The 14,436-nt window shown below is 71.0% G+C and carries 13 protein-coding genes; 8 read left to right on the forward strand and 5 right to left on the reverse strand.

Features of this window, described 5'->3' with window-relative positions; genetic code table 11:
• Nucleotides 1–7 precede the first annotated feature (7 nt).
• From MFF64_RS08110 to MFF64_RS08120, 3 genes are read right to left on the reverse strand one after another with little or no spacing between them, the layout of a single operon-like run.
• Entirely contained in the window at nt 8–937 is a 930-nt protein-coding gene (locus tag MFF64_RS08110; protein ID WP_099903723.1) for an ABC transporter permease, read from the reverse strand.
• Entirely contained in the window at nt 903–1,862 is a 960-nt protein-coding gene (locus MFF64_RS08115) for an ABC transporter permease (protein ID WP_099903721.1), read from the reverse strand. Before MFF64_RS08115 ends, MFF64_RS08110 begins: the two co-directional genes overlap by 35 nt.
• A gap of 9 nt (nt 1,863–1,871) precedes the next feature.
• On the reverse strand, nt 1,872–3,665 hold the full coding sequence (locus MFF64_RS08120) for a peptide ABC transporter substrate-binding protein (protein ID WP_238190512.1): 1,794 nt from the start codon (nt 3,663–3,665) through the stop codon (nt 1,872–1,874).
• A gap of 285 nt (nt 3,666–3,950) precedes the next feature.
• Here MFF64_RS08120 and MFF64_RS08125 point away from each other — a divergent pair, with 285 nt between their 5' ends.
• The 8 genes from MFF64_RS08125 (at nt 3,951) to MFF64_RS08160 (ending at nt 12,366) form a co-directional block, all read left to right on the forward strand.
• Nucleotides 3,951–5,369, forward strand: a complete 1,419-nt coding sequence (locus MFF64_RS08125) for a M20 family metallopeptidase (protein WP_238190370.1) — start codon at nt 3,951–3,953, stop codon at nt 5,367–5,369.
• Between the two features lie 71 nt (nt 5,370–5,440).
• Complete coding sequence (locus MFF64_RS08130) at nt 5,441–5,797, forward strand: tRNA-binding protein (RefSeq protein WP_099906887.1); 357 nt, start codon at nt 5,441–5,443, stop codon at nt 5,795–5,797.
• Between the two features lie 23 nt (nt 5,798–5,820).
• Nucleotides 5,821–6,450, forward strand: coding sequence for an urease accessory protein UreG (gene ureG, locus MFF64_RS08135; protein ID WP_099906885.1), 630 nt, complete (start codon nt 5,821–5,823; stop codon nt 6,448–6,450).
• Nucleotides 6,450–7,232 (forward strand): hypothetical protein, encoded by a 783-nt coding sequence (locus MFF64_RS08140; RefSeq protein ID WP_099906882.1) that lies wholly within the window; start codon nt 6,450–6,452, stop codon nt 7,230–7,232. Before ureG ends, MFF64_RS08140 begins: the two co-directional genes overlap by 1 nt.
• A gap of 138 nt (nt 7,233–7,370) precedes the next feature.
• Nucleotides 7,371–8,597: an MFS transporter gene (locus MFF64_RS08145; protein WP_099906881.1), complete on the forward strand. Its 1,227-nt coding sequence runs from the start codon at nt 7,371–7,373 to the stop codon at nt 8,595–8,597.
• Complete coding sequence (locus MFF64_RS08150) at nt 8,594–9,430, forward strand: alpha/beta fold hydrolase (RefSeq protein ID WP_238190372.1); 837 nt, start codon at nt 8,594–8,596, stop codon at nt 9,428–9,430. The genes MFF64_RS08145 and MFF64_RS08150 overlap by 4 nt, the downstream gene beginning before the upstream one ends.
• Before the next feature lie 167 nt (nt 9,431–9,597).
• The gene (locus tag MFF64_RS08155; RefSeq protein WP_099906880.1) at nt 9,598–11,142 is read left to right on the forward strand and encodes a coiled-coil domain-containing protein; all 1,545 of its coding nucleotides are present in this window, start codon (nt 9,598–9,600) and stop codon (nt 11,140–11,142) included.
• A gap of 27 nt (nt 11,143–11,169) precedes the next feature.
• Complete coding sequence (locus MFF64_RS08160) at nt 11,170–12,366, forward strand: TAXI family TRAP transporter solute-binding subunit (RefSeq protein WP_238190374.1); 1,197 nt, start codon at nt 11,170–11,172, stop codon at nt 12,364–12,366.
• 127 nt (nt 12,367–12,493) lie between these two features.
• Here MFF64_RS08160 and MFF64_RS08165 read toward each other — a convergent pair whose 3' ends face one another.
• On the reverse strand, nt 12,494–13,483 hold the full coding sequence (locus tag MFF64_RS08165; protein WP_099906097.1) for a branched-chain amino acid ABC transporter permease: 990 nt from the start codon (nt 13,481–13,483) through the stop codon (nt 12,494–12,496).
• Between the two features lie 28 nt (nt 13,484–13,511).
• Nucleotides 13,512–14,399, reverse strand: coding sequence for a branched-chain amino acid ABC transporter permease (locus MFF64_RS08170; RefSeq protein ID WP_099906099.1), 888 nt, complete (start codon nt 14,397–14,399; stop codon nt 13,512–13,514).
• Nucleotides 14,400–14,436 lie beyond the last annotated feature (37 nt).

Genomic DNA, 14,436 nt, shown 5'->3' on the forward strand with positions numbered 1-14,436 from the left:
GCGGCTCTCACAGCACCCGCCGCGGGTCGAGCGCGTCCCGCAGGCCGTCGCCGATGAAGTTGATCGACAGGACGGTCAGGAAGATCGCCGCCCCGGGGAACAACGCCCAGTGCGGCGCCACGTCGAGATGGTCCTTGGCGTCGTAGAGGAGCCGGCCCCAGGTCGGGATGTCGGGCGGGAAGCCCAATCCTAAGAACGACAGGGTCGATTCCGCGATGATCGCCGAGGAGACCTCGATCGTCGCCGCGACGATCACGGGACCCAGCGCGTTCGGCAGGATGTGGCGGGTGACGAGGTGCCAGGCGGTGGCGCCTTGCGAGCGCGCCGCCTCGACGAACTCCTTCTCGCGCAAGGACAGGAACTGCGCCCGCACCAGCCGCGCCACCGGCATCCAGCGCAGGCCGCCGATGACGGCGACGATCATCACGAAGACGCCGCCCTCGACCCCGAAGAGCTGCTTCAGCTGGTCGCGGAACAGGTAGATGATGAGGAGCAGGAGCGGCAGCTGCGGCAGCGACAGGAACAGGTCGGTCAGCCACATCAGCACCGGATCGAGAAAGCGGCGCGACATGCCGGCGAGGGCGCCGACGACGATCCCGACGACGGTCGCCACCACCATGGCGGCGAAGCCGACGGCGAGCGAGATGCGCCCGCCATAGATCATCCGGGCGAGCAGATCCTGGCCGAGGTCGTCGGTACCGAGCGGGTGGGCCCAGGACGGGCCCTGGAGCGTCGCCGCGAAGTCGATCTCGTCGATCGCCACCGGCCAGACCCAGCCGCCGACGAGGACCGCGAGGATCAGGAGGCCCAGCACTCCGACGCTGACAACCGCGAGGCGGTGGCGGCGGAAGCGCCGCCATGTGTCCCGCCCCGAGGCCGCCGGAGCGGGCGCCGGCGCCGCCTCAGCGGTAGGAGATGCGAGGGTCGAGCCAGCCATAGAGGAGGTCCGCGACGAGGTTGAACAGGACGACGAGGCAGGCGAACACGAAGGTGACGGCCATCACCACCGGGGTGTCGTTGGCGAGCATCGCGTTGATGAGGAGCGAGCCGATCCCCGGGATGCGGAAGATCTGCTCGGTGACGATGGCGCCGCCGAACACCGCCGGGATCTGCAGCGCTACCAGCGTCACGACCGGGATGAGCGCGTTGCGGGCGATGTGGCGGACCGTGACGGTGCCGTCCGACAGGCCCTTGGCCCGGGCGGTGGTGACGTAGTCGAGGCGGGCGACGTCGAGCACCGAGGCGCGGACGTAGCGGGTGTAGGACGCCGCCTGGAAGAAGCCGAGCACGCAGACCGGCATGATCGCCTGCCGGACATGCTCCCAGGCCCAGCGCCAGCCCGTCGCCGCGATGTCGGCCTGGTAGACGAAGGGCAGCCAGTCCAGCGTCAGGCTGAACAGCAGGATGAACAACAGGCCGGTGAAGAAGGTCGGCAGCGAGAAGCCGACGAAGGCGAGGGTGTTCGCCACCTGGTCGAAGACCGAGTAGGGCCGGATCGCCGCCAGGATGCCGACCGGCACGGCGATGACGAGAGCCAGCACCTGCGACGAGCCGACCACGAACAGGGTGGTCGGCAGGCGTTGCAGGATCAGCTCGTCGACGTCGACGCGGCTGGCGAAGGAGAAGCCCCAGTCGCCCTGGAGCATCGCCGTCAGCCAGTGCAGGTAGCGCACCAGGATCGGGTCATCGAGGCCGAACTTCAGCCGCAGCGCCTCGCGCACCTCGGGCGGCACGTTGGGGTTGGTGGCGAGCTCGCCGAACGGATCGCCGGGGGCGAGCGCCAGCACGGTGAACAGGATGAGGCTGATCCCGAGCAGGCTCGGGATCGCGATGAGCAGACGGCGGAGGAGATAGGCTCCCATCGGGTGTCGTTACGCCTGCTTGTACCACTCGGCCAGGAAGGCCAGCGAGTTGTCCCAGCCACTCGCGGGCGCCTCGAGCTTGCCGTTGACCGCCGAGACCTGGGCGCGGTGGAGGAGCGGCAGGACGTAGTCCGCCACCACCAGGTCGTTCATCTTGACGAACAGGGCGGCCCGCTTGACGAGGTCGAGCTCTCCTTGCGCCGCACGGTAGACCGCATCGACCTCCGGATTCTGCATCCGGCAGATGTTGCGGCCCTGCCACTTGTTAGCCTTGGTGGCGGCCTCCCAGGAGACGTATTGCAGCGCGAACACGGCCGGATCGGCCTGCGTCATGTTCCAGGTGTACATCTCCATGTCGGCGTAGAAATGCGGATAGGTATCCGGGTTCGCCACGTCGGAGGAGAAGAACACCGAGCCGGGGACCGACTTCAGCTCCATGTCGATGCCGGCCTTCTGGGCGGCCTGCTTGATGATGGCCTGGGTCTTCTGGCGCGGCGCGTTGATCGAGGTCTGGAAGACGAATTTCAGCTTCTTGCCGTCCTTGGCGCGGATGCCGTCGCCGCCCTTCTTCCAGCCGGCGTCCTCAAGGATCTGCGCCGCCTTGTCGGGCTCGAAGGCGAAGGAGGTGTTCTTCGACACGAATGGGGCCGGGCCGTTGAAGACGTTGGCGGTGGCCCGGCCGGTGCGGCCGTAGATGAATTGCTGGATCGCCGCGCGGTTGACGAGCAGGTTCATCGCCTTGCGCACCGCCGGATCGGAGAAGGCCGGGTGCTTGGTCTTGAGCGAGGCGCGCTCGCCGTCGACCTCGACGTTCGGGTCGGTGGCGTTGAGCAGCAGGAACTCGAGGTTGCCGCCGTAATCCATCTTGACCCGGCCCTTGCCCTCGGCCTCGAGCCGCTTGAGGATCTCGTCCTCGACCTGCATGTTCCAGGCGTAGTCGTACTCGCCGGTCTGCAGCACGGCGCGGGCGGCCGAGACCGCGTCGCCGCCGCCCTTCATCTCGATCGAGTCGAAGAACGGCCGGTTCGGCACGTGGTAATCCGGGTTGCGCACGCCGCGCAGGATGTCGCCGGGGCGGAACTCGCTGAACTTGTAGGGACCGGTGCCGACGGGTGCCAGGTTCGCCGGCGCGTCGCGGGACTTGTCGCCGGTGTAATCGGCGAAGACGTGCTTGGGGATGATCATCCCGGCGCTCGACACGAAAGCGTCGGCCCAGAACGGGGTCGGCTCCTTGAACGAGAGCTTGACCGTCAGGTCGTCAACCTTCGTGACCTTGACGTTGATGTAGCTGCCGCCGGTGACCGCGGCCGTGGCCGGATTGGCGGCGTACTCGGCGGTGAACACCACGTCGTCGGCGGTGAAGGGCTTGCCGTCGTGCCACTTCACGTTCGGCTTCAGCTTCCAGGTCACCGAGCGGCCGTCCGCCGCGACGCCGCCATTCTCCTTGGAGGGAATCTCGGCCGCCAGGATCGGGAACAGGTTGCCGTCGGCGTCCCAGGCCGCCAGCGGCTCGTAGAAGATCCGCGAGCCCTCCTGATCCTTGGTGCCGATGGCGAAATGCGGGTTGATCAGGGTGGCGGCCTGCCAGAACAGCAGCTTCAGCGGTCCTCCGCCGCCGGCCTTCGTCGGCTTGTAGGCGTCGCGCAGTCCGTTCGCCGCGAAGGCGACGCCGTTCTGCGCCAGCATCATCCCGGCCATCGGGGCGGTGAGGCCGAGCGCCAGCATCCGGCGCACGAAGCTGCGCCGGGACAGGCTCCCGTCCTTCACCTCGCCGATCAGGGTGCGCAGGTCATGCTCGGTCACGCCACGCTCGGTCATCGACAAACACCCTTCTGGCTGGCCTCTGGCGGCCGTCAGCATCGCGCCCGCCGCATGTCCTTACAAGCGGCTGCGTAAAAATCAGCACCAGTTGTCAGCGCTAACGAGATGGCGATAGGCAAAGCCCGGGCCAATTATGTGTGACCCGGTCAGCGCTTGAGCTATTCCAGCCGTGCGCCCCACGTCCGCACCCGCCGCGCTTGAGCCGGCAAGCCACCTGCATGACGCTCCCGCGCGAGGCGGCCCGAGGGCTGCGTACGGGAGGACCCCATGGACAACCGCAGCGCCGTGTGGCGTCAGGTCGACGCCCACAAGGACCGGCTGATCGCGCTCTCCGACGAGGTCTGGGGCACGCCGGAGGTCTGCTACACCGAGGCACGCTCGGCCGCGGCGCATGCCGCCGAGTTGCGCCACCAGGGCTTCCGGATCACCGAGGGCGCCGCCGGCATCCCGACCGCGGTGATCGGCGAAGCCGGGGAAGGCGGTCCGGTCATCGCGTTCCTCGGCGAGTACGATGCGCTGCCGGGCTTGAGCCAGGAGGCGGGCGTCGCTCGGCATGCCCCCATCGAGCAAGGCGGTCACGGCCACGGATGCGGGCACAACCTGCTCGGTTCGGCGGCACTGCTCGCCGCCACCGCGGTGAAGGACTGGCTCGCCGAGACCGGCCTGCCGGGACGCGTGCGCTATTACGGCTGCCCGGCCGAGGAGGGCGGTGCCGCCAAGGCCTTCATGGTGCGCGAGGGCCTGTTCGCGGATGCGGACGCCGCAGTGACCTGGCACCCGTCGAGCTTCTGGGAGGTCACGCCGCCGCTGTCGCTCGCCAACACCCGGGCCGATTTCGTTTTCACCGGCCGCGCCTCCCACGCGGCGGCCGCCCCGCATCTCGGGCGCTCGGCCCTCGACGCGGTCGAATTGATGAATGTCGGCGTCAACTACATGCGCGAGCACATGCCGAGCGACGCGCGGGTGCATTACGCGCTCCTCGACACCGGCGGCATCGCCCCGAACGTCGTCCAGGCCCATGCCCGGGTGCGCTACTCGATCCGCGCCCGCGATTTGCCCGGCATGCGCGACCTCGTGAACCGGGTGCGCAAGATCGCCGAGGGCGCGGCGCTGATGACCGAGACCACGATGGAGATGCGCATCGTCAGCGCGGTCTCGAACCTCGTCGGCAACACGCCGCTGGAGGAGGCCCTGCACGGGGTGATGGAGGATCTCGGCACGCCGCATTTCGACGAGGCCGACCGCGCCTTCGCTCAGCAGATCCAGGACACGCTGACGCCGCAGGACATCGCGGCGGTCTACCACACCATTGGACTTCCGGTGAGCGACGCCCCCCTCGCCGACTTCCTGGTGCCGCTCGATGCCAGGCGCAACCCGGCGATCGGCTCGACCGATGTCGGCGACGTGAGCTGGGTGGTGCCGACGGTCCAGGCCCACGCCCCGACGGTCGCGGTCGGCACCCCGTTCCACACCTGGCAGGTGGTGGCGCAGGGCAAGACCCCGGCCGCCCACAAGGCGATGGTGCAGGTGGCGAAAGCCATGGCGGCGCTCGGCGCCCGCCTCGCCACCGACGCCGCCTTGCGCGACGCCGCGAAGGCGGACCTCAAGGCCCGCACCGGGCCGGAGGGATACGTCTCGCCCCTGCCGGCGGAGGTTCAGCCGCCTCTGACGATGTCGGTGGGGTAGGGAGCCGGCTCGCCGGGTCGCGCCGGCTGGGCTAGGGATGCGGCGAAGCCTTCCTCGAACGCGGACGCCCCATGGACCAGACCCAGCCGCCGGCCCCGATCGCCATCGACGACTTCCTGAAGCTCGACGTGCGGGTCGGCACCATCGTCGAGGCGGCGCCGATCCCGGAGGCGCGCCGGCCGGCCTATCGCCTCGTCATCGATCTCGGCGAAGCGATCGGCTTGAAGAAATCCTCCGCCCAGGTGACGGTGCACTACACCCCCGAGACCCTGGTCGGCCGGCAGGTGCTCTGCGTCGTCAACCTGCCGCCGCGCCAGGTCGGCCCGGTGCGCTCCGAGGTGCTCACCCTCGGCGTGCCGGACGGGGAGGGCGCGGTGGTGCTGATCGCGCCCGAGCGGCCGGTGCCGAATGGCGGGCGGCTGTATTGATTGTCACGGAGATCCAACACACCATGAACTCAAGCCACGGCCCCAGTTCCAGCCACGGCCCGTTGCGGGTCGGCATCGGCGGCCCGGTCGGGTCGGGCAAGACCGCCTTGATGGAGGGCCTGTGCAAGGCCCTACGCGAGCGCTTCGACCTCTGCGCCATCACCAACGACATCTACACCAAGGAGGATGCGCGCCTCCTCACCGTGGCCGGCGCCCTGCCGGAGGAGCGCATCATGGGCGTCGAGACCGGCGGCTGCCCGCATACGGCGATCCGCGAGGACGCCTCGATCAACCTCGCAGCGGTGGCGGAGATGCGCCGGCGCTTCCCGGCCCTCGACCTGGTTCTGCTCGAATCCGGCGGCGACAACCTCGCGGCCACCTTCTCGCCGGAGCTCGCCGACCTGACGATCTACGTCATCGACGTGGCCGGCGGCGAGAAGATCCCGCGGAAAGGCGGGCCCGGCATCACCCGCTCGGACCTCCTCGTCATCAACAAGACCGACCTCGCGCCCCTCGTCGGCGCCGATCTCGGGGTGATGGAGGAGGACACGAAGCGGATGCGCGGCACGCGTCCCTACGTCTTCGCGTCCCTGCGCCAGGGCGACGGCGTCGAGGCGGTGGCGCGCTTCGTGGTGGAGGCCGGGGGGCTTTAGTGCTCCTCGACCTCGTGCACTGGCTCGTCCTGCCGGCGTCCCTGCCGGCGCGGCGCCTCGGCTATGCCGGCGACAGCGTGAGGCTCGCCGCGCGCTCGCGCCGGTGCCGCGCCGCCTGGGCGCCGCACCTCGCGGCGGCGAAGGAGGCGGTGCGGGCGGCGGTGCGGGATCTGCCCCGGCGCGACACCGTCGTGGTTCTGGGCTCGGGCCTCCTCGACGACGTGCCGATCGACGATCTCGCCGCCGCGTTCCGGCGGGTGGTGCTGGTCGATGCGGTACATCCCTGGCGGGGGCGCTGGCGGGCACGCCGCCACCCCAACGTCGCGCGCCTCACCCACGATCTCAGCGGCACGGAAGGCCTGCTGCTCGGCCGCAGCGGGGCCTTCGCGCCGGTGCTGCCGCCGGTCTGCCGGGAGGCCGACCTCGTGGTCTCGGCCAACCTCCTGTCGCAGCTGCCGATCCTCCCGGTCGCGCGGCTCGAGGCGGCGGGCCGGCTCGGGCCCTGGACCGACGCGGAGGCCTTCGGGCGCCGCATCGTGGCGGCCCATCTCGACGCCCTGGCAGAACTCCGTGCCCGCATCTGCCTCGTCACCGATCTCGACGAGACCGAGGAGGATCGAGCCGGGCAGGTGCTGGAGCGCCTCGACCTCCTCTACGGCGTCGATCCGGGGCCGGCGGCGTGCAAGTGGGAGTGGGTCCTGGCGCCATTCGGGGAAGAGGCGCGGGACCGGCGTCTGGTGCACCGCGTCGGTGCCTGGCCGGACTGGCGACCGGCGGCATGACATGAGGGCATGACGGTGGGCGTCCGGCGTGGCTTCGCGCCGGACGGAGAGGCGTCTACGGTCCTGCCGACGGTCGACGGTCGAGCGCGGGATCCCCTCGCTTGATCTGCCACCGTGCGAAGGGGGAGAAACGCGACGATGACCCGCGACGGCAGCGCGGCGACCACGGACGAAGCGCCGGCGGAGGCCTATTGGCGGCGCAACCTCGCGGTCTGCGTGTTCGGCTCCTTCACCACCATCGTGGCGATGACGCTGCTGCTGCCGTTCCTGCCGCTCTACGTCGAGGAACTCGGGGTCAAGGACCAGGCGGCGATCGTGCAATGGTCCGGGGTGGCGTTCGGAGCGACCTTCTTCAGCGCCGCCCTGGTGGCGCCGCTCTGGGGGCGGCTCGCCGACCTCTACGGCCGCAAGCTGATGCTGATCCGGGCGAGCCTCGGCATGGCGGTGGCGATGTCGCTGATCGGGCTCGCCGGCAACGTCTGGCAGCTCGTGGGCCTGCGGCTGCTCGCGGGCCTGCTCGGCGGCTACGCCTCGGGCTCGACGGTGCTGGTGGCGACGCAGACCCCGAAGGACCGCTCGGCCTGGGCGCTCGGCACGCTCGCCTCCGGCATCATGGCGGGCAACCTCGTCGGGCCCCTCGTCGGCGGGGTGCTGCCGCCGCTCATCGGCATCCGCGCCACCTTCTTCGCCGCCGGCGGGGTGATCTTCCTCGCCTTCCTGGCGACCCTCTTCCTGATCCGCGAGGAGCCGCGCCCGCCGCGCTCCGCCCGGGCCGGCGGCGGCTTCTCCAGCATCCCGGACAAGCGCCCGGCACTTGCCATGCTGGCGACCGGCATGCTCCTGATGCTGGCGGTGATGTCCGTCGAGCCGATCATCACCGTCTACGTCGCCGAGCTGACCCCCGATCCCGCCCGGGTCACCCTGATCGCGGGGCTGGCCATGTCGGCGACCGCCTTGGGCAGCATCCTGTCGGCGCCGCGGCTGGGGCGCCTCGCCGACCGGATCGGCCCCTGGACCGTCATCACGGCGAGCCTGACCGCCTCGGCGGTGCTCCTCGTGCCGCAGGCCCTGGTGACGAGCGAGTGGCAGCTCGTGGGCCTGCGCTTCCTGATGGGTCTGGCCTTGGGGGGGCTCCTGCCCTGCATCGCCAGCGTGATCCGCCACTCCGTGCCCGACCGGGTGGCCGGGACGATGCTCGGCTATTCCACCTCGTCGCAATATGTCGGGCAGGTGCTGGGGCCGCTGCTCGGCGGCTTCGTCGGCGGCCACATCGGCATGCGGGCGGTCTTCCTCGGCACGGCCGTGCTGATGGCGCTGGGGGCCGCCGGCACCGCCCTGGCGCGACCGAAGGGGATGCGGGCGTGAGCGAATCCGATTTCGTGCGACGGATGATCGACATCGGGGACGCCTCGGGCGGGCGCCTCGCCGCCCTGGAATTCGGGCCGGGCGACCGGCCCCTGGACGCGCTCCTGCTGCACGCCAACGGCTTCAACGCCCGCACCTATCGCAGCCTGCTCGCGCCGCTGTCCGATCGGCGCGTGCTGGCCTACGACCATCGCGGCCATGGCGGCACCACCCTGCCGGCGGAGCCCGCCGGGCGAACGGACTGGCAGGACGTCACGAACGACCTCATCGCCCTCATGGACCGGCTCGACGCGGGGCCCCTGGTGCTGATCGGCCACTCGATGGGCGGCACCGCCTCGCTGCTCGCCGCGGCCGAGCGGCCGGAGCGGGTGCGCCGCCTCGTGCTCCTCGATCCGGTGATCCAGCCGCCGGAGCGCCGCGGGGAGGGCCATGCCGGCCTCGCGGAGGGTGCCCTGAAACGGCGCAGCGAATTCGCGTCCCGGGAGGCGGCCATCGCCGCCTACAGGGGGCGCGGCGCGTTCCGCACCTGGCCGGAGGCGCCGCTCGCCGACTACGTGGCGGACGGCTTTCGCGACGTCGCGAACGGCGTGACCCTCGCCTGCACCGGGGCCTGGGAGGCGTCGAGCTACCTGGCGCAGGGCCACGATCCCTGGGGGGCGCTCGCCCGCCTGTCCTGCCCGGCCGAGATCCTGCGGGCCGAAACCGGCAGCACCTGCGCGCTGACCGAGAGTCGCGGATCCGTCGAGGTCGAGACGGTGCCGGGCACCACCCATTTCCTGCCCTTCGAGGCGCCCGAGCGGGTCCGGGCGGCGATTCGGCGGGCGCTCGCCTGACCCGAAAGGGGGAGGTGCTGCTTACGTCTTTCGGAGAGGGTGCGCCGCCCGAACCGTCCCCCATCGCGCAGATAGCTCCCGACTGCCCCAACGGCCCAATGTCGGCCGCATGATACGGCGCGGCTTTCCCCGCGGAGATCCGCCCGCTCACGCCGGAGGGGCGCGTCATGAAATTCTGGCTCGGCCTGACAGGATGTCTGGCGCTGGGGGTGATGGGCGCGACGCTGACCGTGGAAGGAAGCCCGCCGACGGCGGGGCCGATACCGGCGGCGCGCCCGAAGGCCACCCCGGCCTGGACCGATGTCACCGAGGCGGACCGGGCCGGGGTGCCGCGACAGATGCAGGCGCGCGTCATCCTGGCCCGCCAGGCGGGCGAGCCGGCCCGCCCGACGGGAGACCAGGCTCGCCAGGCGAGCGATCAGGCCCGTCAAGCAGGTGATCAAGCGAGCCCGACCGGGGATCAGGCCAGTTCGACACCGAAGCCCGCCGAGCCCGCGCGGACCGCCGTGGACACGCAGGCCCGGGATACGCAAGCTCTCGAGGAGGCCCGGCGACGGGCCGAGGCGCGGGTGCGGCAGGCGGAAGCCGAGGCGAATTCGGCCCGGCGGCGCCTGGAGCAGGAAGAGGCGCGCGCCAACGCCCTGTCGGACGCCGCGATGGTGGCCCGCCGCGACCTGATCGCCGCCCGGGCCGAGGTCGAGGAGTTGCGGGCACGGGCGGCTCAAGGACCCGAGCCTGACAGGGCGACGGCGCAGGCCCAGGCGGTCGCCGCCGCCGCCGAGGAGGCCCGCCGGGCCGCGGAGGAGACCGCCGACGAGAGGCGGCAGGCGCTCGCGGAGGAGCGGGCGCGGTCCGAGCAGCTGGCGGTGGCCCTCGCCGAGGCGCACCGGCGCGTCGCCGTGCTCGAGACCGCGGCCGAGGCCGCGCAGGTCGCTCATCAGGCGCAGGCGCAAACGGCGGCGCGGGAGCGGGCGATGATGCGGGCGGGCCTGCGCCGCCTTGCCGTCGCGCTCCGCGCCGCCCAGGTCGCCCAGTCGGAGGCCGCCGCCCGCGAGGCGCAGGCCGCCGGCGCACGCGACCAGGCCGAGCAGGGCCGGATCGCCGCCGAGCGGGTCGCCGCCGAGGCGCGCGGGTGGCTCGATCGCCTGAAGGCCGGTCGCGACCGCGCGGACGAGGCCAGCCTTCGGGCCGCCGCGGCACCGAAGCCGCAACCGCCCTCGCTGGTGTTCCAGACCCGCCCCGGCCCGACGCCACGGGGAGCATCGCCCTCGACCGCGCCGATGCCGGCGAGCGCGGACGCACCGGAGACGCTCGACGAGGAGCGTCTGCTGGCGCGGGTCGCGGTCCTGATCGGGCGCGGCGACATCAGCGGAGCGCGGCTCTTCCTCACCCTCGGCGTGCGGAGCGGCAGCGCCCGGGCCACGGCGCTCCTCGCCGAGACCTACGACCCCGACAAGCTCGCCGCCCTGCAGGTCCGCGGTCTGCGCGGCGACCCCGAGAAGGCGAGCGCCCTGTACCGCCAGGCACAGGAAGGCAAGGGACCTGAGAACCAGGGACCTGTGAACCAGGACCTCGCGAACCGGGATTCCGCGGAGACGCCGCCGGCCGGCCCCGCGCATCGGGGGCCGGCGGGCTGGATCAACCCGATCCGCCAGGCCGGCCTGCCGAGCCCCTTCGTGCCCCCCCTGGCCGCCCCATGGGGCGTCGAGTGATCCGCATCCGAGACGGGGAGAGATCGCATGACCCGCCGCGCCGCGCTCTGGCTCGCCCTTCTGCTGCCCTGGACCGGCCCGGAGGCCGGCGCGCAGCCCGCCGATCCCCCGCCCGCCGCCGCACCGGCGCCGGCGCCGGCGCGGCCGACTCTGGCTCCTCCGCCCCGGCCTCGGGTGCAGGGATCGGGACCGCGGGAGAGCGCCGAGGACGTGGCGCTCGGCAGCCACCTCAACGCCAACACCGTGGCGGTGATCTCGGGCACCCCCGGCGGCACGTATTTCCGCATGGCGAGCGATCTCGCCTTCGTGCTCGACGGGATCAATGACCTGCGGGTGCTGCCGGTGATGGGCAAGGGCGCCGGGCAGAACGCCTACGACCTGCGCTACCTGCGCGGGATCGATATCGCCTTCGTGCGCACCGATTCCCTCGACCAGCTGCGCAAGGACAAGCGGGTCGGCAACGCCCGGTCGCACATCGCCTACATCGCCCGGCTGTTCAACGACGAACTGCACGTCGTCGCCTCGCGGGAGATCACCGACATCCGCCAGCTCACCGGCCGCAAGGTGAGCTTCGACGTGCGCGGCAGTGGCACCGACGTGTCCGGGCGGGCGATGTTCGCCGGCCTCAGCCTGGCAGTCGACGCGGTCAACGTTGACCAGCCGACGGCGCTCGCCATGCTGCAGCGGGGCGAGATCGCCGCCATGGTCTCGGTGGCAGCCAAGCCCGTGGCGGTGCTGGCCGAGTTCCAGGCCGGCGACCGCTTCCACCTGCTCGACGTGCCCTTCGCGGGCGGCGTCGCCGAGAACTACATGCCGGCGGAGCTGACCCACGCCGATTACCCGCTCCTCGCACCCGAGGGGATTGCGGTGCGCACGCTCGCGGTCGGCACCATCCTGGCGGCCTATAACTGGCCGAAGGGCAGCGAGCGCTACGGCCGCATCGCCCGGTTCGTCGACGCCTTCTTCAGCCAGTACGACGCCTTCCTCAAGGCCCCCCGCCACCCGAAATGGCGCGAGGTGAACCTCACCGCCGAGGTCGCCGACTGGCCCCGCTTCCCCGCGGCCAGGGACTGGCTGGAGCACCGCATCGCCCCGGCCCCGCGGGTCGCGGCGGCGCCCGGGGAGGTGGCGCAGTTCCTGGCCCAGCGCCGGAACTCGGGCGAGGTCGATCGCGACCAGCTGTATCAGGAGTTCCTGAAGTGGCGGGATGGGCGAGGGCGGTGAGGGGAGCTCGCGCAAGCTCCTCAGCATCTCCCACCCGCGCCGAGCAAGATGCCGGAAGAGACCTGAACGAAGACGGCGCCGGGCTCCTCGCGGAACCGGCGCCGTCTTCGTTGTGACCGTGATACGGTCAGAGCGGCCGTTTCAGCGTCCGGGCGACGAGGCCGAGGATGCCCTCGCGGAACACCAGCACGCAGACCACGAACACCACGCCCTGGATGATCGTCACCCAGGCGCCGAACTGCGCCAGGTAGTTCTCCATCGCGATGATCACGAAGGAGCCGAGGATCGGGCCGAACACCGTGCCCATGCCGCCGACCAGCGTCATCAGCACCACCTCGCCCGACATCGACCAGTGCACGTCGGTGAGCGAGGCGAGCTGGAACACGATCGCCTTGGTCGAGCCGGCGAGGCCCGCGAGCGTGGTCGAGAGCACGAACACCGCGAGCTTGTACTGGTTGGCCCGGTATCCGAGCGAGATCGCGCGGGGCTCGTTGTCGCGGATCGCCTTCAGCACCTGGCCGAACGGCGAGTGGATGATGCGGTAGATCAGCAAGAGCCCGAGGAAGAAGATCACCGCCACCAGCGCGTAGAGCACCCGGTCGTCGGCGAGGCTGATGACGCCGAACAGGTTGCCGCGCGGCACCGCCTGGATGCCGTCCTCGCCGCCGGTGAACTTGGCCTGGAGCGAGAAGAAGAACACCATCTGGGCCAGCGCCAGGGTGATCATCGAGAAGTAGATGCCCTGGCGGCGGATGGCGAGCGCGCCGAAGACGAGGCCGAGGAGGGCTGCCACCAGGGTGCCGCCGATGATGGCGAGTTCCGGGGTCAGGCCCCAGACCTTGGCGGCGTAGGCGGTGACGTAGCTCGCCATGCCGAAATAGGCGGCGTGGCCGAAGGACAGGAGGCCGCCGTAGCCGAGGAGCAGGTTGAAGGCCAGCGCGAACAGCGCGAAGCACAGCACCTTCATCAGGAAGACGGGATACAGGATGAAGGGCAGCACCGCGAGCAGGACCGCGATGATGACGAAGACGAGGCGGTGGAACGCCTTGGCGTCCTTGCCCTCGGGCATGGTGGCGGCGATCGGGGAGGCGTCGGTGGACGCCGCGGCGGAGGACATCGTCGTGTGTTCCTTCAGGCGTGGCGGGTCAGGCGGTGCGGCCGAACAGGCCGGCGGGCTTCACCAGCAGCACCAGCACCATGATGACGAAGATCACGGTCGAGGAGGCTTCCGGGTAGAACACCTTGGTCAGGCCCTCGATCAGCCCGAGGGTGAAGCCGGTGACGATGGAGCCGAGGATCGACCCCATGCCGCCGATCACCACGACCGCGAACACCACGATGATGATGTCGGCGCCCATGTTCGGGTTCACCGAGTAGACCGGGGCGGCGAGCACGCCCGCGAAGGCGGCGAGCGCCACGCCGAAGCCGTAGGTCAGCGTCAGCAGGAGCGGCACGTTCACCCCGAAGGCCTGGACCAGGGTCGGGTTCTCGGTGGCGGCGCGGAGATAGGCGCCGAGCTTGGTCTTCTCGATGACGAGCCAGGTGGCGATGCAGACGACGAGCGAGGCGACGACGACCCAGCCGCGATAGTTCGGCAGGAACATGAAGGGCAGGCGCTGGCCGCCCGACAATTCGGAGGGGATCGCGTAGGGCAGGCCCGACACGCCGTACTCGTTGCGGAACAGGCCCTGGATGATCAGCGCCAGGCCGAAGGTCAGGAGCAGGCCGTAGAGGTGGTCGAGCTTGTAGAGCCGCGAGATCAGCAGCCGCTCCAGGATCACCCCGAACAGGCCGACCACGATCGGCGCCAGCAGCAGCGCCCACCAGTAGCCGAGGCCGGCATAGTTCAGCAGCATCCAGGCGACGAAGGCGCCCATCATGTACTGGGCGCCGTGGGTGAAGTTGATGATGTTCAACAGGCCGAAGATGATCGCCAGCCCGAGCGACAGGATGGCGTAGAACGAGCCGTTGATGAGGCCGAGCAGGAGCTGGCCGAAGAGCGCCTGCATGGGGACGCCGAGGATCGTGGGCATGGGGTCTGGCGACTCGCGTGGGGACCGGGCCGGGTGT

Source organism: Methylobacterium frigidaeris (assembly GCF_022179185.1).
GTDB lineage: Bacteria > Pseudomonadota > Alphaproteobacteria > Rhizobiales > Beijerinckiaceae > Methylobacterium > Methylobacterium frigidaeris.